This is a genomic window from Achromobacter sp. JUb104 (genome assembly GCF_024806975.1).
Lineage (GTDB): Bacteria > Pseudomonadota > Gammaproteobacteria > Burkholderiales > Burkholderiaceae_B > Achromobacter > Achromobacter spanius.
Genome location: NZ_JANUEY010000002.1, coordinates 1,371,416 through 1,395,186 on the forward strand (window position 1 = coordinate 1,371,416; position 23,771 = coordinate 1,395,186).

The 23,771-nt window shown below is 64.5% G+C and carries 24 protein-coding genes; 16 read left to right on the plus strand and 8 right to left on the minus strand.

All coding sequences use genetic code 11. The features are described from left to right. The first annotated feature begins 157 nt into the window (after window positions 1–157). Complete coding sequence (locus M2361_RS18040; protein ID WP_259251001.1) at window positions 158–784, plus strand: LysE/ArgO family amino acid transporter; 627 nt, start codon at window positions 158–160, stop codon at window positions 782–784. A 146-nt stretch (window positions 785–930) separates the two neighbouring features. On the opposite strand, the gene M2361_RS18045 is transcribed toward M2361_RS18040, so the two are convergent. The 3 genes from M2361_RS18045 to M2361_RS18055 form a co-directional block, all read right to left on the minus strand. Beyond that, the gene (locus M2361_RS18045; RefSeq protein WP_100853910.1) at window positions 931–1,356 is read right to left on the minus strand and encodes an organic hydroperoxide resistance protein; all 426 of its coding nucleotides are present in this window, start codon (window positions 1,354–1,356) and stop codon (window positions 931–933) included. A gap of 172 nt (window positions 1,357–1,528) precedes the next feature. Then, the gene (locus M2361_RS18050) at window positions 1,529–1,990 is read right to left on the minus strand and encodes a MarR family winged helix-turn-helix transcriptional regulator (protein WP_050446197.1); all 462 of its coding nucleotides are present in this window, start codon (window positions 1,988–1,990) and stop codon (window positions 1,529–1,531) included. A gap of 68 nt (window positions 1,991–2,058) precedes the next feature. Next, on the minus strand, window positions 2,059–2,766 hold the full coding sequence (locus tag M2361_RS18055) for a Crp/Fnr family transcriptional regulator (RefSeq protein ID WP_259251002.1): 708 nt from the start codon (window positions 2,764–2,766) through the stop codon (window positions 2,059–2,061). Window positions 2,767–2,934: 168 nt separating this feature from the next. Here M2361_RS18055 and M2361_RS18060 point away from each other — a divergent pair, with 168 nt between their 5' ends. The 7 genes from M2361_RS18060 to M2361_RS18090 all read left to right on the plus strand — a co-directional run bounded on the left by M2361_RS18060 (window position 2,935) and on the right by M2361_RS18090 (window position 11,591). Next, the gene (locus tag M2361_RS18060) at window positions 2,935–4,911 is read left to right on the plus strand and encodes a long-chain fatty acid--CoA ligase (protein WP_259251003.1); all 1,977 of its coding nucleotides are present in this window, start codon (window positions 2,935–2,937) and stop codon (window positions 4,909–4,911) included. A gap of 5 nt (window positions 4,912–4,916) precedes the next feature. Further along, entirely contained in the window at window positions 4,917–5,714 is a 798-nt protein-coding gene (locus M2361_RS18065) for an ABC transporter ATP-binding protein (protein WP_100853906.1), read from the plus strand. A gap of 11 nt (window positions 5,715–5,725) precedes the next feature. Next, window positions 5,726–6,655 carry a branched-chain amino acid ABC transporter permease gene (locus M2361_RS18070; RefSeq protein ID WP_100853905.1) on the plus strand — a complete coding sequence of 310 codons (930 nt, stop codon included), beginning with the start codon at window positions 5,726–5,728 and terminating at the stop codon, window positions 6,653–6,655. A gap of 26 nt (window positions 6,656–6,681) precedes the next feature. Next, a complete protein-coding gene (locus M2361_RS18075) occupies window positions 6,682–7,746 on the plus strand; it encodes a branched-chain amino acid ABC transporter permease (RefSeq protein WP_100853904.1) in 1,065 nt (354 codons plus the stop codon). A 235-nt stretch (window positions 7,747–7,981) separates the two neighbouring features. Next, entirely contained in the window at window positions 7,982–9,322 is a 1,341-nt protein-coding gene (locus tag M2361_RS18080; RefSeq protein ID WP_259251004.1) for an ABC transporter substrate-binding protein, read from the plus strand. Window positions 9,323–9,382: 60 nt separating this feature from the next. After that, window positions 9,383–10,240: an ABC transporter ATP-binding protein gene (locus tag M2361_RS18085; RefSeq protein WP_259251005.1), complete on the plus strand. Its 858-nt coding sequence runs from the start codon at window positions 9,383–9,385 to the stop codon at window positions 10,238–10,240. Window positions 10,241–10,322: 82 nt separating this feature from the next. Continuing rightward, window positions 10,323–11,591: a phenylacetate--CoA ligase family protein gene (locus M2361_RS18090; RefSeq protein WP_259251006.1), complete on the plus strand. Its 1,269-nt coding sequence runs from the start codon at window positions 10,323–10,325 to the stop codon at window positions 11,589–11,591. A gap of 67 nt (window positions 11,592–11,658) precedes the next feature. On the opposite strand, the gene M2361_RS18095 is transcribed toward M2361_RS18090, so the two are convergent. The 3 genes from M2361_RS18095 to M2361_RS18105 are packed head-to-tail and all read right to left on the minus strand — an operon-like array spanning window position 11,659 to window position 12,843. Further along, window positions 11,659–12,078, minus strand: coding sequence for a YeeE/YedE family protein (locus tag M2361_RS18095; RefSeq protein ID WP_259251007.1), 420 nt, complete (start codon window positions 12,076–12,078; stop codon window positions 11,659–11,661). 1 nt (window position 12,079) lies between these two features. Next, the gene (locus M2361_RS18100) at window positions 12,080–12,511 is read right to left on the minus strand and encodes a YeeE/YedE family protein (RefSeq protein WP_259251008.1); all 432 of its coding nucleotides are present in this window, start codon (window positions 12,509–12,511) and stop codon (window positions 12,080–12,082) included. Next, entirely contained in the window at window positions 12,508–12,843 is a 336-nt protein-coding gene (locus tag M2361_RS18105; RefSeq protein ID WP_259251009.1) for a helix-turn-helix transcriptional regulator, read from the minus strand. Before M2361_RS18105 ends, M2361_RS18100 begins: the two co-directional genes overlap by 4 nt. Window positions 12,844–12,944: 101 nt before the next feature. Between M2361_RS18105 and M2361_RS18110 the strand changes: the two genes are divergently transcribed. The 4 genes from M2361_RS18110 (at window position 12,945) to M2361_RS18125 (ending at window position 16,302) form a co-directional block, all read left to right on the plus strand. Beyond that, window positions 12,945–13,799 carry an MBL fold metallo-hydrolase gene (locus tag M2361_RS18110; protein ID WP_259251010.1) on the plus strand — a complete coding sequence of 285 codons (855 nt, stop codon included), beginning with the start codon at window positions 12,945–12,947 and terminating at the stop codon, window positions 13,797–13,799. Between the two features lie 85 nt (window positions 13,800–13,884). Continuing rightward, on the plus strand, window positions 13,885–15,351 hold the full coding sequence (gene pap / locus M2361_RS18115; RefSeq protein ID WP_259251011.1) for a polyphosphate:AMP phosphotransferase: 1,467 nt from the start codon (window positions 13,885–13,887) through the stop codon (window positions 15,349–15,351). Window positions 15,352–15,391: 40 nt separating this feature from the next. After that, on the plus strand, window positions 15,392–15,841 hold the full coding sequence (locus M2361_RS18120) for a GNAT family N-acetyltransferase (RefSeq protein ID WP_259251012.1): 450 nt from the start codon (window positions 15,392–15,394) through the stop codon (window positions 15,839–15,841). Next, window positions 15,838–16,302 carry an HIT family protein gene (locus M2361_RS18125; RefSeq protein ID WP_259251014.1) on the plus strand — a complete coding sequence of 155 codons (465 nt, stop codon included), beginning with the start codon at window positions 15,838–15,840 and terminating at the stop codon, window positions 16,300–16,302. The genes M2361_RS18120 and M2361_RS18125 overlap by 4 nt, the downstream gene beginning before the upstream one ends. Window positions 16,303–16,388: 86 nt before the next feature. On the opposite strand, the gene M2361_RS18130 is transcribed toward M2361_RS18125, so the two are convergent. After that, window positions 16,389–17,552 carry a glycosyltransferase gene (locus M2361_RS18130; RefSeq protein WP_259251016.1) on the minus strand — a complete coding sequence of 388 codons (1,164 nt, stop codon included), beginning with the start codon at window positions 17,550–17,552 and terminating at the stop codon, window positions 16,389–16,391. Beyond that, the gene (locus M2361_RS18135) at window positions 17,552–17,926 is read right to left on the minus strand and encodes a hydrogenase (protein WP_259251017.1); all 375 of its coding nucleotides are present in this window, start codon (window positions 17,924–17,926) and stop codon (window positions 17,552–17,554) included. Before M2361_RS18135 ends, M2361_RS18130 begins: the two co-directional genes overlap by 1 nt. A gap of 390 nt (window positions 17,927–18,316) precedes the next feature. Between M2361_RS18135 and nhaA the strand changes: the two genes are divergently transcribed. The 4 genes from nhaA to M2361_RS18155 all read left to right on the plus strand — a co-directional run bounded on the left by nhaA (window position 18,317) and on the right by M2361_RS18155 (window position 23,769). After that, entirely contained in the window at window positions 18,317–19,546 is a 1,230-nt protein-coding gene (nhaA, locus tag M2361_RS18140) for a Na+/H+ antiporter NhaA (protein ID WP_259251019.1), read from the plus strand. A gap of 38 nt (window positions 19,547–19,584) precedes the next feature. Beyond that, entirely contained in the window at window positions 19,585–20,346 is a 762-nt protein-coding gene (locus M2361_RS18145) for a uracil-DNA glycosylase (RefSeq protein WP_259251020.1), read from the plus strand. 278 nt (window positions 20,347–20,624) lie between these two features. Then, window positions 20,625–22,421 carry a DEAD/DEAH box helicase gene (locus tag M2361_RS18150; RefSeq protein ID WP_100853889.1) on the plus strand — a complete coding sequence of 599 codons (1,797 nt, stop codon included), beginning with the start codon at window positions 20,625–20,627 and terminating at the stop codon, window positions 22,419–22,421. A gap of 160 nt (window positions 22,422–22,581) precedes the next feature. Continuing rightward, on the plus strand, window positions 22,582–23,769 hold the full coding sequence (locus M2361_RS18155; RefSeq protein ID WP_259251520.1) for a class I SAM-dependent methyltransferase: 1,188 nt from the start codon (window positions 22,582–22,584) through the stop codon (window positions 23,767–23,769). Window positions 23,770–23,771 lie beyond the last annotated feature (2 nt).

Sequence of the window (23,771 nt, forward strand, 5' to 3'; positions counted from 1 at the left end):
TTAATATAGTGAAGGAAAATTAGCTGTATTTCATTCGCAGGGCAAGAGAAAATACGCTATTGCCGAACTGCGCGACGCTCTCGCACGCCACGCACGACAACCTCGGCACCCACATCAAAGCGCCGCCACAGGCGTTGCAGTCATAGGTATTTGCATCATGTTCGCCACATCCCCCCTCTTTCTTACAGCCTGGGCCAGCGGAACGGCCACCGGGCTGGGCCTGTTCGCGGTCGTGGGCGCGCAAAGCGCCTTTATCCTGCGCCAGGGCTTGATGCGCGCGCACCTGCTCAGCGTGGTCGCCATCTGCGCGCTGATCGATGCCGTGTTCATCTTCGCCAGCGTGTCGGGCTTGCAAGCCCTGACCACCTGGTTTCCCTGGCTGACCACCGCCGTGCTGTGGTTCGGCGTGGCGTTCCTGTCCTGGTACGGGCTTCAATCCGCGCGCCGCGCGCTGTCGGCAACGGGCGGCCTGGCCGCCGCGCGAGACGTGGCGCCCTCGCGCCGTGCCGCGATGCTTGGCGCGCTGGGCTTTACGCTGCTGAACCCGCATTTCTGGCTGGACATGGTGGTGGTGGGTTCGCTTGCCCACGGCTTCGACGACGCCCGCATGGCGTTTGCCGCCGGCGCCTTCACCGCCAGCCTGTTGTGGCTGGCCGTGCTGGGCATCGGTTCGCGCCTGTTCGCGCCGTTCTTCTCCAGCGCCTTGGCCTGGCGGGTGCTGGATGGCGTGATTGCCGTGGTCATGATCGGGCTGGCCATCAGCCTGGCGGTCAAGGGCGTATAAGAAAAGGCGCCGACCAAGGAAAAGCGCCACCCATCCTGTGAAGGAGGGGCGGCGCTTTCGCCATCAAGTGACGGGGTCAACGTGAGCGGATCAACCTGAACGAATCAACGTGACCCGATCACACTGACCGGCCGAACATTAACGACTCAGACAATCGTCAACGTCACATCGATGTTGCCGCGCGTGGCGTTCGAGTACGGGCAGACGATGTGCGCGGCGGCGACCAGCTTTTCGGCCTGTTCGCGATCCATGCCCGGCAGCGAGATCTTCAGTTCGACTTCGATGCCGAAGCCGGTCGGGATGGCGCCGATGCCCACAATGCCGTTCACCGACACATCGGCCGGAATGGCGATCTTGTCGCGGCCACCCACGAACTTCATGGCGCCCAGGAAGCAGGCGGAATAACCGACGGCGAACAATTGTTCGGGGTTGGTGCCGGCAGCGCCCGAGCCGCCCAGCTCGCGCGGCGTGGTCAGCTTGACGTCCAGGTTGCCGTCATCGCTGACGCCACGGCCTTCACGGCCGCCGGTTGCGGTGGCATTGGCGCGATACAGGACTTTTTCGATAGACATGGTGTGTTTCCTTTGTAGGATAAAAGTTGAACTGCCAGGCCTGGCGGGCCCTCCCGCTTCGGCGTTTACTGATGACTTGCAAACCTGCAAATCCATTTCGCTATTTAAGTAGCGCACAACTATATCGTGCACTACTTATTAGACCGGATGATGACACGCATCACCCCACACTTCAAATACTTTCGACCAGCTTGACCCGCAATGCGTGCAGCGCCTTCATCATGCCCTGCGCCTCGTCCAGCGTGCATTGCGCGGCGGCCGCTACCGAATGCGGCACGGTTTCGGCGCGCTCTCGCAACGCTCGACCCTGTTCCGTCAGCCCGACGATCACCTGGCGTTCATCATCGACAGCACGCTTGCGCGTCACCAAACCTGCCGCTTCCAGGCGCTTCAACAACGGCGTGAGCGTGGCCGAATCCAGGAACAGGCGATCGCCGATATCCGTCACCGTGATGTCATCGCCTTCCCACAGCACCAGCATTACCAGGTACTGCGGATACGTCAGGTCCAGCCCGCGCAACAGCTTGCGGTACACCTTGTTCATCGCCAGCGAAGTCGAGTACAGGGCGAAGCACAACTGGCTGTCCAGCAACAGCGGGTTGAATGCGCTTTTGGCTTTGGATCGAGATTTCATTGTGCAATATTAAATAGCGCGCTATTTAACGTCAAGGGTTTTTTTAAAAGATGTCGCGCCCCGCGCGTTCAGGCCGCTTGCTCGCCGTCGACGGGGGTGCGGTCCGACCCGTATTGTTTCAAGCCATCCAGGTTCAGCACGCGCACGGCGCCGTATTCCACATTCAGCAGGCCTGCCTCTTCCAGCTTGCGCAACGCCTGGTTGGCACGCTGGCGCGACACCCGGGCCAGATAGCCGACTTCTTCCTGCGTAATGGTCAGGCGCATGCCCATGCCGGGATACAGCAAAGGGTTGAACAGCTCGGCCAGACAGCGGGCTACTCGCGCGTCAGGGTCCAGCAATCGGTCGTACTCCGCCTTGCCGATGAACTGCGCCACGCGCTCGTTCAATTGATGCAGCAAATAGCGGTTGAAGGGAATGCTGGTGTCCAGCAGCCAGTCGAACGTGGGGGCCGGCAGCCGCGCCACGACGGAATCACGCAGCGCGACGATGTCGTACTTGCGGTCTTCGCGCTTGAGCAGCGAGCCCTCGCCGATCCAGCCGCCAGCAGGCACGCCGGTCAGCGACGCCACTTTGCCTTCCGCGTTGCCGACCGACACCTTGACCAAACCGGCCAATACGCCAATCCAAGCCTGTGCGAGTTCACCTTTGCGCTCTATGATCGATCCGGCAACGACTTGCTGCACAGAGAGGTCCCGCTCGACGCGCGATTGCTGCTCGGCGTTGAGCACGCGAAACCACGCCGCGGCAAGTTGAAGGGAGTCGGATAGCTGCATCGGGAATACCCTAAAAGTTCCTTGAATGTCGCGATGGTGACAGTTGGTAGCAACCCAACCTTATACCTTAAGTCCTGCCGTAAATCTAAAACCAACTGGTCAAGCCCCTTCTCGCCACAGTCGCTCCCGCGGCGCCTGGCACGGTGTGCCCAAACCGGAGGAGACAACGTGGCACATTCATCGCCCGCATCCGCACAGGTGCCGGCGGCGCTGGACACCTTTCCAGCGCTGCTGTTCGCGCATGCCAATGTTCGTGGGTCGCGGCCCGCGATACGAGAGAAAGATCTGGGGATCTGGCAAACCCTGACGTGGTCCGAAGTGGCGGCGCATGTGCGCCATGTTGCGAACGGATTCGCGTCACTGGGCATACGGCCCGGCATGCACGTTGCAGTCATCGGCGAGAACCGCCCGCGCCTCTATATGGCCATGATGGCCGCGCAGTCGTTGGGCGCGATTCCCGTGCCGCTCTATCAGGACGCGGTTGCGCAGGAAATGGTCTACGTGCTGCAAGACGCCGAGATCAGCGTGGCCGTCGTGGAAGACCAGGAACAGGTCGACAAGATGCTGGAAGTGCGCGAGCAATGCCCGGCCTTGAAGCACGTGGTGTTCGACGACCCGCGCGGCCTGCGCCATTACTCGGACCCGATGCTGCAATCCTACGAGCAGCTTGAGAAGCTGGGCCAGGAGTACGCGGCGCAGCACCCCGACTTTCTTGACCGCGCCATTGCCGCCGTGCAGCCGCACGACGCGGCCGCCATGTTCTATACCTCGGGCACCACCGGCAAGCCCAAGGGCGTGGTACTCACGCACCATGCGCTGATCGACCGCGCGCGCGCCGTGTCCGACATGGAAAAGCTGACCGACCACGAAGACGTGCTGGCCTACCTGCCGCCCGCGTGGATCGGCCAGAACATGTTCTCGTACACGCAGTTGCTGGTCACGGGCTTTACCGTCAACCACCCCGAATCGCCCGACACCGTGGCGATCGACATGCGCGACATCGGCCCCACCTATTACTTCGCGCCGCCGCGCGTGCTGGAAGGCCTGCTGACGCACGTGATGATCCGCATGGAAGACGCGGGCTACATCAAGCGCAAGCTGTTCGGCGCCTGCATGAATCTGGCGCGCCGTGTCGGCACCAAGATCCTGGACGGCGAATCCGTCAACGCCTGGGACCGCCTGCGCTACGCCATTGGCAATGCGCTGATCTACGGCCCCTTGCGCAACGCGCTGGGCATGAGCCGCGTGCGCGTGGCCTACACGGCGGGCGAGGCCATCGGCCCTGATCTCTTCGTGTTCTACCGGTCCATCGGCATCAACCTGAAGCAGCTGTACGGCTCGACGGAAACCTCGGTGTTCGTGTGCGTGCAGCCCGACGGCAAGGTGCGCGACGATACCGTCGGCCCGCCGGTGGCAGGCGTTGAAATCCGCGTGGCGGACAACGGTGAAATTCTGGTGAAAAGCCCCGGCTTGTTCAAGGAGTACTACCGCAACCCGGACGCCACGGCCGAGGCGCGCAGCGCCGACGGCTGGTTCCACACGGGCGACGCGGGCTACCTGGATACCGACGGGCAGTTGAAGATCATCGACCGTGCGAAAGACGTCGGCAAGCTGGCCAACGGCAGCCTGTTCGCGCCGAAGTACATCGAGAACAAGCTCAAGTTCTTCCAGCACATCAAGGAAGCCGTGGCCTTTGGCGCCGACCGCGATGACGTCTGCGCGTTCATCAATATCGACCTGGAAGCCGTGGGCAACTGGGCCGAGCGCCGGGGCCTGCCGTACGCGGGCTACACCGACCTGGCCGCCAAGGAAGAGGTCTACCAACTGATCGCGGAATGCGTGGAGCAGGTCAACGCCGACCTGGCCACCGACCCGAAACTGTGCGCCTCGCAAGTCAGCCGCTTCCTGATCCTGCACAAGGAACTGGACCCGGACGACGACGAACTGACCCGCACGCGCAAGGTGCGCCGCGCGTTCATTGCGCAGAAGTACGGCGTGCTGATCGACGCGCTGTTCGGCGGCAAGCAGTCGCAGTTCATCGAAACCGAAGTGAAGTTCGAAGACGGACGCACCGGCAAGATCTCGGCCGACCTGAAGATCCGACCCGTCAAGACGTTCCCCGCCATCACAGCCCGAGCCGCGTAGAGATCATGAGCAACAACGACCGCGACCAGCGTATCGGCGACGTCATGCTGGACATGCAGAACATCTCCCTGTCTTTCGGCGGCGTGAAGGCGCTGACTGACATTTCCTTCAACGTGCGCGAGCATGAGATTCGCGCCATCATCGGCCCCAACGGCGCCGGCAAAAGTTCGATGCTGAACGTCATCAACGGCGTCTACACGCCGCAGCAAGGCGGCATCGAATTTCGCGGCGAACGCTTCTCGAAGATGAACCCACGGCGCGCCGCCGAAATGGGCATCGCGCGCACGTTCCAGAACCTGGCGCTGTTCAAAGGCATGAGCGTGCTGGACAACATCATGACGGGCCGCAACCTGCGCATGAAGTGCGGGTTGCTGTCGCAGGCGTTCCGCCTGGGGCCGGCCGAACGCGAAGAAACCCAGCACCGCGAATTCGTCGAGAACATCGTCGACTTCCTGGAAATCCAGGCCTATCGCAAAACGCCGGTGGGCCGTCTGCCCTACGGCCTGCAAAAGCGCGTGGACCTGGGCCGCGCGCTGGCGATGGAACCGCGCCTGCTGCTGCTGGACGAGCCCATGGCCGGCATGAACATCGAGGAAAAGCAGGACATGAGCCGCTTCATCCTGGATGTGAATGACGAATTCGGCACCACCATCGTGCTGATCGAGCACGACATGGGCGTGGTCATGGATATTTCCGACCGCGTGGTGGTGCTGGACTACGGCAAGAAGATTGGCGATGGCCGCCCGGACGAAGTCCGCGCGAATGAAGACGTCATCCGCGCCTATCTCGGCGTGTCGCACTAAGGCGGACAGACATGGGATTTTTTCTAGAGACCTTATTCGGCGGCTTGATGAGCGGCATGATGTATGCGCTGATCGGCCTGGGCTTTGTACTGATCTTCAAGGCATCCGGCGTCTTCAACTTCGCGCAGGGCGCGATGGTGCTGGTGGCCGCCTTGTCCATGGCGCGCTTTTCGGAATGGATTCCGCGCTGGCTCGGCTTTGACAACCTGATCCTGGCCAACGTGCTGGCGTTCATTGTCAGCGCCATGGTGATGTTCGTGCTGGCGGTGGCCATCGAACGCTACGTGCTGCGTCACCTGGTCAACCAGGAAGCCACCACGCTGTTGATGGCGACGCTGGGCATCAGCTACTTCCTGGACGGCCTGGGCCAGATCACGTTCGGCAGTTCGGTGTATTCCATCAACGTGGGCATGCCCAAGGATCCGCTGCTGATCCTGGACTCGGTCTTTGAAGGTGGGTTGTTGATCAACCTGGAAGACCTGACCGCAGCCGTCATCGCGGCCTTGCTGGTCGCCACGCTGGCGCTGTTCTTCCAATACACGTCCACCGGCCGCGCGCTGCGCGCGGTGGCCGACGACCACCAGGCCGCGCAATCCATCGGCATTCCGCTGAACCGCATCTGGGTCATCGTGTGGTGTGTGGCGGGCTTGGTGGCGCTGGTGGCCGGCATTATCTGGGGGTCGAAGTTCGGCGTGCAATTCACGCTGTCCACCGCGGCGCTGCGCGCGTTGCCGGTGGTGATTCTGGGCGGCTTGACGTCGGTGCCGGGCGCCATTCTGGGCGGCCTGATCATTGGCGTGGGGGAAAAGTTGTCCGAGGTCTACCTGGGGTCGCTCGTGGGCGGCGGTATCGAAATCTGGTTCGCCTATGTGCTGGCGCTGGTGTTCCTGCTGTTCCGTCCGCAAGGGCTGTTCGGCGAGAAGATCATCGACCGCGTGTAAACCACCAGGCCCTTTAGGATAAAAACATGTTCTATCGCGAAAACGGCCAGTTCAAAACCAGCTACCGGGCGGATCAGCAGATTTTCCCGATCCGCCAGGACCGCATCTTCATCTGGCTGCTGCTGGCGGTGGCGTTCATTGCCGTGCCGGCGCTGTCGTCCGACTACCTGCTGCGCGCCATCCTGATTCCGTTCCTGATCCTGTCGCTTGCGGCGGTGGGCTTGAACATTCTGGTTGGCTATTGCGGCCAGATCTCGCTGGGCACCGGCGCCTTCATGGCGGTGGGCGCGTATGCGGCCTGGAACTTCGGCGTGCGCTTTCCCGGCATGCCGCTGCTGCTTCAGATTCTGCTGGGCGGGTGCTTTGCCACCCTGGTGGGCGTGATCTTCGGCATCCCCAGCCTGCGCATCCGGGGTCTGTATCTGGCGGTGGCCACGCTGGCGGCACAGTTCTTCGTGGACTGGGCTTTCCTGCGCATTCCCTTCTTCACCAATTACTCGTCCTCGGGCAGCGTGTCGGTGCCCCCGCTTACGGCCTTTGGCCTGCCGGTGCAATCCGCCCTGGAAAAGTACTTGTTCGTGCTGATCCTGGTGGTGGTCTTCAGCCTGCTGGCCAAGAACCTGGTGCGCGGCGCGATCGGCCGCCAGTGGATGGCCATCCGCGACATGGACGTGGCGGCCTCGGTCATCGGCATCCGGCCCATGTACGCGAAGCTGACGGCGTTTGCGGTCAGCTCGTTCATCGTGGGCGTGGCAGGCGCCTTGTGGGGCTACATCCACCTGGGTTCCTGGGAACCGCTGGCCTTTGACCTGAACCGTTCGTTCCAACTGCTGTTCATGGTCATCATCGGCGGGCTGGGTTCCATCATCGGCAGCTTCTTCGGCGCGGCCTTTATCGTGCTGGTGCCGGTGGCGCTGTCGAACATTCCGCACGCACTAGGCATTCCCCTGTCGGTGGACACCGCCGCGCACATCGAACACATGGTGTTCGGCGCGCTGATCGTGTTCTTCCTGATTGCGGAACCGCATGGGCTGGCGCGTCTGTGGAGCATCGGCAAGGAAAAGCTCCGCATCTGGCCATTCCCTCACTGAAGGTGACCCACCCCCGAAGCGCTGTTGGCGCTTCCCCCTCAAGGGGGCCCCGCTGGGGACCGGCAAAGCCGGATCCGCCGCGGCCCCACTAAGGGAAGCAGGCATCACGACCGTATTGATCATTACCGGCCGCGTCAGTGCAAACGCAGCGACCGGAATCCTGAATACCCGGCTCAAGACCGGGCCAATCCCGGTGTCCCAGGGTTTACTGACCCAAGCACCACGCAGGAGGTAAATGGAGATGAAGCGTCTTAACCTGAAGTTGGCGGCGGCATTGGTAGCCGCAGCCGGCGCCGTCGGCGCCGTGGCCACGCCGGCAATGGCGGCCGAAGAGCAGTTCGTTCCGTTGCTGGTGTATCGCACCGGGTCGTTCGCGCCGCTGGGCATTCCCTGGGCCGACGGCAAGCTGGACTACCTGAAGCTGGTCAACGAGCGCGACGGTGGCGTCAACGGCGTCAAGATCACGTACGAAGAATGTGAAACGTCCTACGCCACCGATCGCGGCGTGGAATGCTATGAACGCCTGAAGGGCAAGGGCACCGGGGCCTCGGGCTTCGACACCCAGTCCACCGGCATCACGTTCGCGGTCAGCGACAAGGCCATCCAGGACAAGGTACCCGTCGAAACGATGGGCTACGGCCTGTCGCAATCGGTGGACGGCAGCGTGTTCCAGTGGAACTTCCCGCTGCTGGGCACCTATTGGACCGCCGCCGACGTGATGATCCAGGACATCGCCAAGAAAGAAGGCGGCATGGACAAGCTCAAGGGCAAGAAGATCGCCCTGGTCTACCACGACTCGCCATATGGCAAGGAGCCGATCCCGCTGCTGCAAAAGCGCGCCGCCAAGGAAGGCTTCGAGCTGGTGCTGTATCCGGTCACCGCCCCCGGCGTTGAGCAGAAATCCACCTGGCTGCAAATCCGCCAGGCACGCCCGAACTACGTGCTGCTGTGGAGCGCCGGCATCATGACGCCGACCGCCATCCGCGAAGCGCAGGCCAGCGGCTACCCGCGCGACAAGATGTACGCCATCTGGTGGGCCGGCTCTGAAGGCGACGTGAAAGACCTGGGCGACGTCGCCAAGGGCTACAACGCCATCACCGTGCACAACAGCGGCGCCGAAAGCGACAAGGTCTACGACGACCTGAAGAAGTTCGTCTATGACAAGGGCCAGGGCGCGGACAAGACCGCCAAGAACACCCTGAACACCATCGCCCACACGCGCGGCATGATGATTTCCATGCTGCAAGTCGAGGCGATCCGCGCGGCGCAAGAGAAGTACGGCAAGGGCAAGGCCATGACGCCCGAGCAAGTGCGCTGGGGCTTCGAAAACCTGAACCTGACGCAGGAAAAGCTGGACAAGCTGGGCTTCGGCCAGATCATGCGTCCCGTCAAGACCTCGTGCGGCAACCACATGGGTGATGACTGGGCTCGCATCGTGCAGTGGGACGGCGCCAAGTTCAAGGTGGTGTCTGACTGGTATCAGTCCGACAAGGCCATCCTGGATCCGATGGTCAAGGAAGCCGCGGCCAAGTACGCCAAGGAAAAGAACATCACGCCCCGCACTTGCGAGAACTGATGTGAACCGGCGGCCGGCGCCCTGGCGGGCGTCGGCCGCCACCACGCCGCAGGAATCGTCATGACCGCTGCAACACACGCTGCAAACACCGCTGCCCCCAACGCCGCCGCCGCCCCCAACGTGCTGCTGGACGTGAACGGCATCGAGGTGATCTACAACCACGTGATCCTGGTGCTCAAGGGCGTGTCCCTGCAAGTGCCGGAAGGCAAGATCGTGGCCTTGCTGGGCGCCAACGGCGCGGGCAAGACCACGACGCTGCGCGCCGTTTCGAACCTGCTCAAGGGCGAACGCGGCGATGTCACCAAGGGCCATATCCAATACCGAGGCCAGCGCATCGAACGGCTGTCGCCCTCGGAACTGGTCAAGCGCGGCGTCGTGCAGGTGATGGAAGGCCGGCACTGCTTTGCCCACCTGACCATTGAAGAAAACCTGCTGACGGGCGCCTACACGCGCAACATGAACCGCGCCGACACCGCCGCGGCGCTGGAACGTGTGTACCAATACTTCCCGCGCCTGAAGCAGCGGCGCACCAGCCAGTCCGGCTACACCTCGGGCGGCGAACAGCAGATGACCGCCATCGGCCGCGCGCTGATGGCCAACCCCAACATGATCCTGCTGGACGAACCCTCGATGGGATTGGCGCCGCAGATCGTGGAAGAAATCTTCGAAATCGTGCGCGACCTGAACCAGCGCGAAGGCGTGAGCTTCTTGTTGGCGGAGCAGAACACCAACATTGCGCTGCGCTATGCCGACTACGGCTACATCCTGGAAAACGGGCGCGTGATGATGGACGGCGCCGCGCAGGACCTGGCCCAAAACGAGGACGTGAAGGAGTTCTACCTGGGTATTTCCAGTGGCGAACGCAAGAGCTTTCGCGAAAACAAGTTCTACCGCCGCCGCAAACGCTGGCTGGCCTGATCCCTGGAGCGGCCGCGCCGGCACACACGGCGCCGCCGCCGGCAACGACACCGCAGTACGGCACACGAGAGGGTGCGATCCCATGTCCGAGTTTTTCGATGTCCTGGAAACCCGAGCGCCCGAGCAACGCGAGCGCGAGCTGATGGCCGCCTTGCCCGCCGCGATTACGCGGGCGATAGCCCGCGCGCCGGCCATTGCCGAGCAACTGCGCGGCGTCGACCCCGCCACCATCACGTCGCGCGAGGCGCTGGCGCGCCTGCCGGTCTTGCGCAAGCATGAACTGCTGGAACGCCAACAGCACAGCCGCGACGACGCCGCCGCCCCCACCGGCCCCGGCAAGACCTTCGGCGGCTTCTCGGCCATCGGCTGGGGCGAGGCGATGCGCGTGTTCGCCTCGCCCGGCCCCATCTATGAACCGGAAAGCGCGCGCGCCGACTACTGGCGTTTTGCGCGCGCCCTGTACGCCGCGGGCTTTCGCGCCGGCGAACTGGCCTACAACTGCTTTTCGTATCACTTCACGCCGGCCGGCTCCATGATGGAAACGGCGGCGCACGCCGTGGGCTGCACCGTGTTTCCGGGCGGCACCGGCCAGACCGAACAGCAGGTGCGCGCCATTCAGGACCTGGCGCCCAGCGGCTACACGGGCACGCCCAGCTTCCTGAAGATCATCCTGGAAAAGTCGGACGAACTGGGCGTGAAGCTGGATTCATTGCAGCGCGCATTGGTGTCGGGCGAAGCCTTCCCGCCGTCGCTGCGCGACTGGCTGGCGGCGCGCGGCATCGAGGGCTATCAAGCCTATGGCAGCGCCGACCTGGGCATGATCGCGTTCGAAACGCCCGCCCGCCAAGGGCTGGTGTTGGGCGAAGACATCATCGTGGAGATCGTGCGCCCCGGCACCGGCGAACCGGTGCCCGACGGCGAGGTCGGTGAAGTTGTCGTAACCACCTTGAACCCGGACTATCCGCTGGTGCGCTTCGGCACGGGCGACCTGTCGGCGGTCTTGCCCGGCATTTCGCCTTGCGGGCGCACCAACACGCGCATCAAGGGTTGGATGGGCCGGGCCGATCAAACCACCAAGGTGCGCGGCATGTTCGTGCACCCGTCGCAGGTGGCGGACGTGGCGCGCCGCCATCCGGAAATTTTGCGGGCGCGGCTGGTCATCAGCGGCAGCACCGGGTCGGACCGCATGGTGCTGAAAGTGGAATCGCGGGTGCGCGGCGACGATCTGTCCAAGCGCATCGCGGACTCGGTACGCGATGTGACCAAGCTGCGCGCGGACGTCGAATGGGTGGACGCCGACGGCCTGCCCAACGACGGCAAAGTCATCGACGACGTGCGTACCTACGAATAGGAACGGCGCCGCCGCTTTACAGGCAGGAACAGCGCAGCCGTTCTGCAAGCCGGCGGGCCAGTATGGCCTACCGGCTTCTGAACGCTTCAAGCGCGGAATAGATCGCCATGCCGACCAGCATGGCGGCCACGAAGATCAACGCCTGCGGCACGCCCGCCGCCGCGGCCACCAGCGCCGGCCCCGGGCAGAAGCCCGCCAAGCCCCAGCCCGCCCCAAAAGCCAGGCTGCCCAATGCCAGGCGCAGGTCGATGCGGGTGGCGGTAGGCCAGCGCAGCGGCTCACCCGTCAGGCTGGCGCGGCGGCGGCGCAGCACGGCGAAGCCCACGGCTGTGATCAGCACCGCGCCCCCCATCACAAACGCCAAGGACGGGTCCCATGGCCCTGCCAGGTCCAGAAAGCCCAGCACCTTGGCCGGGTTGGCCATGCCGGACACGATCAGTCCCAAGCCAAAGACCAAGCCCGATACGAAAGCGATCAGTGCAGTCATGTCATACCCCCATCAGATGCCGCGTGGCATAGACCATGGCAAAGCCCGCCGCCATGAAGAGCGCGGTGGCGGCCAGCGAGCGCCGCGATCCGCGCGACAGCCCGCAAACGCCATGGCCGCTGGTGCAGCCCGACGCGTAGCGCGTGCCGATGCCCACCAGCAGGCCCGCCACGATCAGGCGCGGCGTGCCGGCCTCGACCACGATGGCCGGGAGCGCGGCGCCCAGGGTGTATAGCCAAGGGGCGGCGCACAGCCCCAGCAGGAACGCCAGCCGCCACGCGCCATCGCGTTGCGGCGGCAGCAGGCCGCCCAGGATGCCGCTGATACCGGCGACACGGCCCGCGCCCGCCATCAGCAGCACGACGGCGGCGCCGATCAGCAGGCCGCCAAGCGTGGCCGTGACAGGAGTGAAGGAAGACCAGTCCAGATTCATGTGAGTGACTCCATCGCGCGGCCGCAGTACAAACTGGATAGCGTTTTCATGACCTGGCTGACTTCGAAGCTGGCCATCTGGTAGTAGACGTACTTGCCCTCGCGGCGCGTGGACACCAGGCCTTCATCGCGCAACACACCCAGTTGCTGGGACAAGGTCGGCTGGCGGATGCCGGTCAGCGATTCCAGTTCACCCACGTTGCGTTCGTTCTGCACCAACTGGCACAGCAACAGCAAACGATCTTCGTTGGCCAGCGCCTTCAACAGCGTGCAGGCCTGGGCGGCGGATTCTCGCAAGGCGGCAAGCTCGCATTCGGTCAGGGAGGCGTTCATGGCGGTAGGCTGGAAATGAAAAAATCGAGCAATCATTATATTTACAGATAAACTATTCAGCAATATTATTTAAATACATAGATTGATATTCACGGGCCGCCATGAATCCACATATCCAAGCCTTTTTCGACGCCGTCACCGCCACCGTTACCTACGTGGTGCACGACGGCAGCGCCTGCGCCATCATCGATTCCGTGCTGGACTACGACCCGAAGTCCGGGCGCAGCGGCACCGCCAGCGCGGACCGGGTGGTGGACTACGTGCGGGAGCACGGGCTGGACACGCAATGGCTGCTGGAAACGCATGCCCACGCCGATCACCTGTCCGCCGCGCCCTACCTGCAGCGCAAGCTGGGCGGCGTCATCGCCATCGGGCAAAGCATCCGCACCGTGCAGGGGGTGTTCAAGCAGATCTTCAACCTGGAACCCGAGTTCCAGCTTGACGGCTCGCAGTTCGGCCGCCTGTTCGCCGACGGCGAAACCTTCCAGATCGGCAAGCTTGAGGCCACCGCCATCCATGTGCCGGGCCACACGCCGGCCGACATGGCCTACCTGATCGGCGACGCCGCCTTTGTGGGCGACACGATGTTCATGCCCGACGTGGGCACCGCGCGCTGCGATTTCCCCGGCGGCAACGCGCACGAGCTTTATCGTTCGATCCAGCGCCTGCTGAGCCTGCCCGGCGATACCCGGCTCTTCATGTGCCACGACTATCCGCCCAATGGCCGCGACGCCAATTGGCAGACATCGGTGGCCGAGCAACGCAACGCCAATATCCATGTCCGCGACGGCATCAGCGAAGACGACTTTGTCGCCATGCGCACGCGGCGCGACGCCACGCTGTCCATGCCGACGCTGATTCTTCCCGCCATCCAGGTGAACATCCGCGCGGGCCATTTCCCGCCGCCCGAAGACAACGGCGTGCGCTACCTGAAGATTCCGGTCGACAGCTTGTAGCCCCCCACGGGGCGCGTTCCGTACTTGCGCGGCGCGGGCGAATCCCTCAAGATCGGCCGTTTCCCAGCCGACCAGGCAGATCCCCATGTTCGCAGAAGCCGAAGCCGACCCCAGCCTGTCCAAGGACGAGTTTAAATCGTTGGAGACGCGGCTGCGCGTCGCCCTGCTCAATGCGCAATACCAGCGCCTGGAAAAGGCGGACAAGACGCTGCTGGTGGTGGTGGCGGGCATCGACGGCGCCGGCAAAGGCGCCACGATCAATCTGCTGAACGAATGGATGGACCCGCGCCACATCAAGACCCTGGCTTATGGCCCACCCGAAGGCGAAGAGCTGGAACGTCCGCCGTTCTGGCGCTATTGGAAAGACCTGCCGCCCAAGGGCAGCACCGGCATCGTGTTTGGGTCCTGGTATGCGCCGCTGGTGATCGAGGCGGCCCGCAAGAAGCCCAACCAGGAGTACATCGACGCGCATGCCGCCGCCATCCGCCACTTTGAGGCCATGCTGGCCATGGAGGGCGTGCAGATCGTCAAGCTGTGGTTCCACCTGTCGGCCGAGGCCCAGCATGAACGCGCGCAGCGTCTGCTGGCCAGCCCCGAAACCTCGTGGCAGGTCAGCCCGGTGGATTTGAAGGTCTACAAAAAATACGACCGCGTGCGCAACGCCGGCCAGGTGGTGCTGAACCACACGGACAGCGGGCATGCGCCCTGGGTCGTCATCCCCAGCGCCGACGAGAACATGCGTTCGGCGCGTACGGCCGAGGCCGTGCTGGCGGCCATGCGCCAGCGCAGCGTGCCGCGTATCCCGCAATCGTTTCTGGCGCATTCCCGCCCCGCCCGCATCGTCGACCGCCTGGGCAAGCTGGATTACGACGCCAAGATCGACAAGGACGACTACGAATCCGAGCTTGGCCTGTTGCAAGGCCGGCTGGCGCGCGCGGCACGGTCCCAGAAATTCCTGGATCGTTCGCTGGTGCTGGTCTTCGAAGGCCAGGACGCCGCCGGCAAGGGCGGCGCCATCCGGCGCGTGACGCACGCGCTGGACGCCCGCCAGTTCGACATCACGCCCGTTTCCGCGCCCAACAGCTACGAGCTGTCGCGCCCCTACCTGTGGCGCTTCTGGCGTCACCTGCCGCGCCACGGCCGCATCGCCATCTTTGACCGGTCCTGGTATGGCCGCGTGCTGGTCGAGCGCGTGGAAAAGCTGACCGCGCCCGCGCAGTGGCGGCGCGCCTATGGCGAGATCAACGACTTCGAGGAACAACTGGTGGCAAGCGGCGCGATCGTGCTGAAGTTCTGGCTGGCGGTGACGGCCGACGTGCAACTTGAACGCTTCAAGGAACGCGAAAAATCACCCTTTAAGAACTTCAAGATCACGCCTGATGACTGGCGCAATCGCGAAAAATGGAAGGACTATGCGGCCGCCGCCAACGAGATGCTGGCGCGCACGGACATCGGCCATGCGCCCTGGCATCTGGTGTCGGCCAACGACAAGCGGTACGCTCGCGTGCAGGTGCTGCGACACATCGTCCAAGCCTTGGAAGACCAGCTCTGAACCCGAACCCGAATCCAAATCCGCCAGGAGATCCCGCGCAATGAGCACCCTTGAAATCCGCCCTGTCGTGGCCGCCGACTTTGATGTCTGGCTGCCGTTGTGGAAGGGCTACCAGGAGTTCTACCGCGTCAACATCGATGACGCCATAACCCGCAACACCTGGGCGCGCCTGCTGGACCCGGCCGAACCCATGCATGCCGCGCTGGCCTACAGCGGTGGCCGCGCCATCGGCATGGTGCACTGGATTTTTCATCGGTCCACCTGGACGGCGGGCGACTACTGCTACCTGCAAGACCTGTACGTGGACGCGGATGTGCGCGGCACCGGCGCGGGCCGCGCGCTGATCGAACACGTCTACGCCGAAGCCGCCGCCGCGAACGCTTCGCGGGTGTACTGGCTGACTCACGAAACCAACGCGTCCGCGATGCAGTTGTACGACCGCATCGCCGACCGCTCCGGCTTCATCCAGTACCGCAAGGTGATGGCATGAGCGCTCGCGACCCGAACTGTCCGCTATGCCTGGAGGACGGCGGCTCGCTACTGTGGCGCGGGCCGCACCTGCGCGTCATCGAGGTCAACGACGCGGACTATCCGGGTTTTACCCGCGTGATCTGGAACGGTCATCTGGCCGAAATGACCAGCCTGTCCACGCATGGCCGCGACCTGCTCATGCGCGCGGTGTACGCGGTGGAAGAGGCGCAGCAGTCGGTGCTGGCGCCTGACAAGATCAATCTGGCGTCGCTGGGCAACATGGTGCCCCACTTGCACTGGCATGTGATTCCGCGGTGGCGCGGCGACCGCCACTTTCCGGATCCGATCTGGGCCGCGCCGCGTATCGCCGCCGGCGCGGAGCCTGCGGAATGGACCGATCGCCAGGCGCGCACGCAGGCCCTGCTGCCGCGCTACCGCAATCGCGTGGTCGAAAGCATGAACGCGCTGCTCATGCATTGAGTGTCGGGCCGGGCGGCGGGCCTTGGTAAACCGGTTCGGTCCGTTCTGCCCATTCGGCCCACTACGCCCATACTCCCATTACGTACTTACGCCGACCGCGCCTCGCGGCTCGGGCGTCCTCGTTCAGCCAGCCACGACGTATAAGCGTGCTCGACCTGCCCCGCGATGCGCTCGGCGGAAAACAATCCTTCGCCGCGGATGCGTTCCCGACCCGCGTCGCCCATCTGGCGCCGCAAGACCGGGTCATCCAGCAGCGATGCCAGCGCCGCCGCCAACGCGGCGGGATCGCGCGGCGGCACCAGCAGGCCGGTCACGCCGGCTTGCATCGTTTCCGGTACGCCGCCCACGTCGGTACCAATGACGGGCAAGCCCATGGCCGCGGCCTCGATGAACACGGTGCCCAAGGCCTCGCGGTGTGTCGCCAGCGCAAAAACGTCAAACGCCATCAACACATTGCCGATGTCGTGGCGCCGACCGGTGAAATGCACCCGCTGCGCCAGGCCCCGCGCCGCCACCTTGGCCTGTAGTTGCTCGAAGAGCGGCATGCCGTCGCCCACCAGCACCAGATGCGCGGTCGGAAAGCGGGCGGAAATCTGTTCGAATGCGTCGATCAGGTCGCCATGGCCCTTTTCGGCGCGCATGACGGCCACGCAACCCACCACCAGCGCATCTTGCGGCAAGCCCAGTTCCTGCCTCAGGCTTACGCCTTCGCGCACCTGCGGCAGCACCACCGGCGAATGAATCGTCGCAACGGATTCCGGCCGCGCGCCGCCATCCAGCAATTGCTTGCGCACATACCGGCTGACGGCGATGACGCGATGCGCCAGCCAGGTATAGGCATAGAGCGAATTGATGGGCTTGGCCAGATGCCGCGTGCGCACGATCAGCGGCGTACCCGCGAGCCGCGCGCCCAGCGCCGCCAGCACGGTGTCGCGGCGGCTGTGCGTGTTGAGGACATCGAAGCGCTCGCGCCGCAACAAGCGGCGCACGAACGCCACGCCACGCAGGAAATTGCCGGGGCCGTCCATCACGATGCGGTGCACCGTGAACCCCGCCTCGCTCAGTCGGTCACCCAGTTCCGCGCCGGGCTGGCAGACCAGTTCCAGATGGTGGCCACGGTCGCGCATCGCGACCATCTCCTTGTAGATGCAGAACTCCTGCCCACCGAACGAGGTGGCAGCCTCCGTATGCAGGATGCGCAAACGGGCGCCGGCATTGCCGGTCGGCGAATCAAAGACAGGTGGGGTCATCAGAGCGTGGGTTTCCCGGGCGAGTCGGAATTATTCCATGCGCGGTCACGGGCCAAGAGATAGGCCTCCAGATAGGCCACGTCGTCCTGCTCAAGCGGTGAAACGCCATGCGTGCGGCAGTCATCGGCGCACTCGGACGCCGCCAGCCTCTGCTCGGCCCACACCTGGATTCGGCCGGTGCAAGACAAATCAAAGCGCGCGCCCTCACGCCGCCACGTCAACAGGCGCATGCTGGGCGTCAGGCGCAGCACTTCGTACGTGCCGTGCGAGGCGGATGCGGCCGAAGGGGGAAGCGCACTACCGATGTCCACCAGGCGGCGGGCGCTGGAGTCTGCTGGCTGGTACATCAACACAGAAAGAGGATTAAGCGGCATGGGAGGCTAGCGAAGGTTGCCAGCCGGCTGATGCTGGCCAGGATCGGGTCAAGATGTTCAAGAAAAATCTGGATCTAGAAATTAATTGACACTTTTATTACAAACAGACGCACGACGGATCGGAATTTAGTTGAAATCCGGCAAGATGTCATCCGTACCGACCGCAGGTAAAGGCCTCAAGACGTGCCGCCCATCGCACCGACGCTTCCGCCCCCGTTGCACGCCGTTTACTCAGAAATTCCTGAGAAAGAATGGAATTTCACCGACGTTGGCATACAGTTGCTCCGCTTTTACCAAGCCCGCACCGCCGTGCGCGCGCCTGCCTGACAGGCTATTCAGGTAAAATTCAGCACAATTTCCGATGTTAACAAATCACACAAAGGACGCCCATTGACCCAGCAGGCCACGCCCCACCGCCCCGTTTCCTTCCTCCAGGCGTTCCTGCGTTCAGAAGCGTTGGGCGGTTATGTGCTCATGGCCGCCGCACTGGTCGCCTTGATCATCGCCAATAGCCCGGCCGCCCCCGTTTACTTCGATGTGCTGGGCACCAAGCTAGGCTTCGAAGCCGGCCCCGTCGTGCTCAAGGAAACGGTGCTGCATTGGATCAATGACGGCCTGATGGCGGTGTTCTTCCTGTTGGTGGGCCTGGAAATCAAGCGCGAGGTCATGGACGGCCAACTGCGTGGCGTCGGCCGCATCGTGTTGCCGGGCGTTGCCGCCATCGGCGGCATGGCCGTGCCTGCGCTGATCTATGTGCTGATCAACCTGGGCAGCCCCGAGACCCTGCGCGGCTGGGCCATTCCCGCCGCGACCGACATCGCGTTCGCGCTGGGCATCCTGGCCTTGCTGGGCAGCCGCGTGCCGACGTCGCTGAAAATCTTCCTGACCGCGCTGGCCATCCTGGACGACCTGGGCGCCATCGTCATCATCGCCTTGTTCTATACGTCCGAATTGCAGGTGTTCGCGCTGGGCATGGCGGGCGCGCTGCTGGCCTGCCTGTTCTGCCTGAACCGCGCCGGCGTGCTGCGCCTGACGCCCTACCTGCTGATCGGCGCCGTGCTCTGGTATTTCGTGCTGAAGTCCGGCGTGCATGCCACCCTGGCCGGCGTGGCGCTGGCGCTGACCATCCCGCTGCGGCCGCGCAACCAAGGCAAGCCCGAAGCGCATTCCCCCCTGCATGACCTGGAGCACGTCCTGCACAAGCCCGTGGCGCTGCTGATCGTGCCGATCTTCGGATTCGCCAACGCGGGCGTGTCGTTCGCGGGCATGGGCTTGTCCAGCTTGACGCAACCCGTGCCCATGGGCGTGGCGCTGGGCCTGTTCCTGGGCAAGCAGTTGGGCGTGTTCGGCTTCGCCTGGCTGGCCATCAAGAGCGGCATCGCCAGCCTGCCGCGCCATGCCACGATGAAGCAGGTGTACGGCGTGTCGATGCTTTGCGGCATCGGTTTCACCATGAGCCTCTTCATTGGCGCACTGGCCTTCACCGATGCCGCCACCGTCGACGCCACCAAGATCGGCGTGCTGACCGGCTCATTGCTTTCCGCCGTGCTGGGCTTCCTGCTGCTGCGCATGAGTGGTGCGCCGGCAGCGGAAATTGCCGCGACCGAGGCCGCGCGTTAAGGCCCGAGGCAGGCGCGCGCTATGCCAAAATCGCGCCCATGCCGATTGATAACCGCCTGACTCCCCACGCCCTTGCCGCCCAGACGGCTGAACTTCCCGCCGCCTGGGCTGCGGCTTTCACGCCGCGCGCCGTGGCCGACGCACTGGCATCCGCCACCGCTCACGTGGAAAAGCGCCTTGCCGACGGCGCGGTCGTGTACCCCGCCACGCCGTTTCGCGCCCTGCACGGCCTGGCGCCATCGGATGTGCGCGTGGTGATCCTGGGGCAAGACCCCTACCACGGCCCCGGCCAAGCGCAAGGCTTGGCATTCTCGGTGCCCGACGACTGCAAGCGCCCGCCCAGCCTGCGCAACATCTTCAACGAAATCGCGCAGGAATACCCGGGCACCGCCCTCCCCGCCGGCAACGACCTCAGCTCCTGGGCGGAACAGGGGGTGTTGCTCTTGAACACCTGCCTGACGGTGGAAGACGGCCAGCCCGCCTCGCACGCCAAGCGCGGCTGGGAAACGGTGACCGATGCGCTGATCTCATTGGTTGCGCGCGACCCCGCGCCCAAGGTGTTCATGCTGTGGGGCGCACACGCCCAGGCCAAGCGTTTGTTGCTGCCGGACAACAATGGCCATCTGGTGTTGATGTCCAACCACCCCTCGCCGCTGTCCGCCCGCAGGCCGCCCGTGCCTTTCCTGGGCTGCGGGCACTTCCAGATGACCAATGCATGGCTGGTGAACCAAGGGAAAAACCCTATTGATTGGGGACTGGACAAAAAAGTAATTCCCTTGCAAGGCGAATTCGGGTTATGATCGCCGCACTGCACAAAACGAGTTCGGCATTTACCGCTTTGATTTAGCGGCATTTTTTGCAGTCCGCCGGGCAACCTAGCCCGGGCCCCATGCCGAACTATCATCGATTCCTGACCTCCTTTCCTTTCGCCCTGCGTTCCAATCTGTACAAGAGAACGCGCCACGCGCACGGTTGATTCGGTCGGCACGATGCTCCATCAACCGTCGCCTGGATCCGGCCGCCTAATCCCCTGGCCCGACCAAGCACTGCGTCGCATTGTCTGCGGCAAGGGAAAGTAATGTCTTTCGAAAACCTGGGTCTTGCACCCGCTCTGTTGTCGGCCGTTCAAGAAGCTGGCTTCAATACCCCCACCTCGGTCCAAGCTGCCGCCATTCCGCAAGCGCTGGCCGGCCACGACCTGATGGTGTCCTCGCAAACGGGTAGCGGCAAAACCGCCGCCTTCATGCTGCCGGCCCTGCACCGTATTGCCCAGATGCCCGCCAACAAGGGCGTCGGCGTGCAAGTGCTGGTGCTGACCCCGACCCGCGAACTGGCCCTGCAAGTCACCGAAGCCACGGCCACCTACGGCCGCAAGCTGGCTGACCTGCGCACCGCCACCGTCGTCGGCGGCATGCCCTACGGCGCCCAATTGAAGGCCCTGTCGCGTCGCGTTGACGTGCTGGTCGCCACCCCCGGCCGCCTGATCGATCACCTGCAATCGGGTCGCGTCAAGCTGAACACCGTGCACACGCTGGTGCTGGACGAAGCCGACCGCATGCTGGACATGGGCTTCATTGAAGACATCGAAACCATCGTCAGCCGCCTGCCGGAAGACCGCCAGACGCTGCTGTTCTCGGCCACGCTGGACGGCACGATTGCCAAGCTGGCCGCGAAGATGATGCGCGACCCGCAGCGTATCGAGATGGCCGGCGCCAAGGAAAAGCACACCAACATCACGCAAAGCCTGCTGTACGCGGACGACGCCGGCCACAAGATGCAGTTGCTGGATCACGTGCTGCGCGACGCCAAGCTGGATCAAGCCATCGTCTTCACGTCCACCAAGCGTGGCGCTGACGACCTGGCCGATCGCCTGGCCGACCAAGGCTTTGCCGCCGCTGCCCTGCACGGCGACATGAACCAGCGCCAGCGCACCCGTACGCTGTCGCAACTGCAACGCGGCCAACTGCGCATTCTGGTTGCCACCGACGTTGCCGCCCGCGGCATCGACGTGCAAGGCATCAGCCACGCCGTCAACTTCGACCTGCCGATGCAAGCCGAAGACTACGTGCACCGTATCGGCCGTACCGGCCGCGCCGGTCGCAGCGGCCTGGCGTTCACGCTGGCCACGCACTCCGAGCGCCACAAGGTTCGCCGTATCGAGCACTACATCGGCCAAACGATTACGCCGGAAACCATCGCCGGTCTGGAACCCAAGCGCACGCCGCGTCCGTCGGCCGGCGGCAGCGGCGCCCCGCGTGGCGGCAAGCCGTTCGGCAAGCGTCCTGGTGGTTTCGGTGGTTCGCGCCATGAAGGCGGCGGCTACCAAGGCAACCGCGAAGGCCGTTCGTTTGGCGGCCCGCGTGAAGGCGCCGCTCCCCGTGGCGAATTCAAGCCGCGTGAAGGTGGTTACCAAGGCAACCGCGACAGCGCCCCGCGCGAAGGCGGCTACCAAGGCAATCGCCCCTTCGGCGACCGTCCGGCCCGTTCGTTCAGCGATCGTCCCAGCTTCGGTGATCGTCCCCAACGCGAAGGCGGCTACCAGGGCAATCGCCCGTTCGGCGACCGTCCCCCGCGTGAAGGCGGCTTCCGTGGTGGTGACCGTGATGCCCGTCCGAGCTTCGGCGGCGACCGTCCCAGCTTTGGCGACCGCCCCCAGCGCGATGCCCGCCCGTTCAGCGAGCGTGCTCCCCGTGAAGGCGGTTTCCGCGGCGCTGACCGTGACGCCCGCCCCAGCTTCGGCGATCGTCCCGCTCGTGAAGGCGGCTTCCGTGGCGGCGACCGTCCGGAAGGCGGCTTCCGCGCCAAGCCCTCGTTTGACAAGCGCCCCGGCGGCCCCGCCAAGCGCTTTGCCAAGCCGGCTGATCGCCGCGGCTAATTTGCCCGCTTGATCGCTTGATCCCCACCAAACCCCGCGCCTGTCGCGGGGTTTGTTTTTGGGGCGGCCCCAAACTGAAGCGCCCAACAACGCGCAACAACGCCCAGCGTCGCCGTTCTTTTTTTGGGAAAATGCGCCCATGACCACGCCTTCCTCGACCATGCAACGCCCCGCGCCCGCCAACCTTCCCCCGCTATCGCCCGCCGCCCAGGCGCACAGCGACGCCACCGCCGCGCATTTGCGCAAGACGATCACCGCCAATGGCGGCTGGCTGCCGTTCGATCACTGGATGGCGGAGGCGCTGTACGCCCCCGGGCTGGGCTACTACGCGGCCGGCAACGTCAAACTGGCTGACGCGGATGATGGCGCCAAGGCACCCGCCGGCGACTTCGTCACCGCGCCGCAACTGACTCCGCTGTTCGCCCGCACCATCGCCCGCCAGGCGGCCCAGGTGCTGCGCCAAACCGGAACGCAAACGGTGCTGGAATTTGGCGCGGGGACCGGCGCACTGGCTGAAGGCATGCTGCACGAGCTGGACGCGCTGGGGCTGGACCAGACGCAATACCTGATTCTGGAAGTGTCGGCCGACCTGCGCGCGCGTCAGGCCGAAAGGCTGGCGTCGTTCGGCAACCGCGTGCAATGGCTGGATTCACTGCCCAACGCGTTCGCGGGCTGCGTGCTGGCCAACGAGGTGCTGGACGCGATGCCCGTTTCCCTGTTTTGCTGGAGCGAGGACAGCGCCGTGCTGGAGCGCGGCGTGGCGCTGGATGCGCAGCAGAGCTTTGTCTGGAGCGACCGGCCCGCGCCGGCCGCACTGGCGCAGGCCGTGGCCGCGCGCATGCCGGCGCTGCCCGGCTACGTATCCGAAATCAATCTGCAGGGGGAAGCCTGGATTGCCGCCATGGGCAGTTGGCTGGAGCGCGGCGCGGCGCTGCTGGTGGATTACGGCTTTCCGCGCAGCGAGTTCTACCATCCGCAACGCGCGGGCGGCACGCTCATGTGCCATCTGCGCCATCACGCGCATGGCGATCCCTTCACCGCGCCGGGGCTGCAGGACATCACCGCGCACGTGGATTTCACGGCCATGGCGGATGCGGCGCTAGAGGCCGGTTTGCAGGTGTTGGGTTACACGTCGCAGGCGCGCTTTCTGATGAACGCCGGGCTGATGGATCTGCTGGCGCAACTGGACCCCTCGGATGCGCAGCAATACGCGCAGGCGGTGGCGCCAGTGCAAAAGCTGCTGTCCGAAGCCGAAATGGGCGAACTTTTCAAGGTGCTGGCCGTGGGCCGGGGCATGACGGAACCGCTGGCCGGGTTCTCGCGCGGCGACCGCCTGGGCAAGCTGTAGCC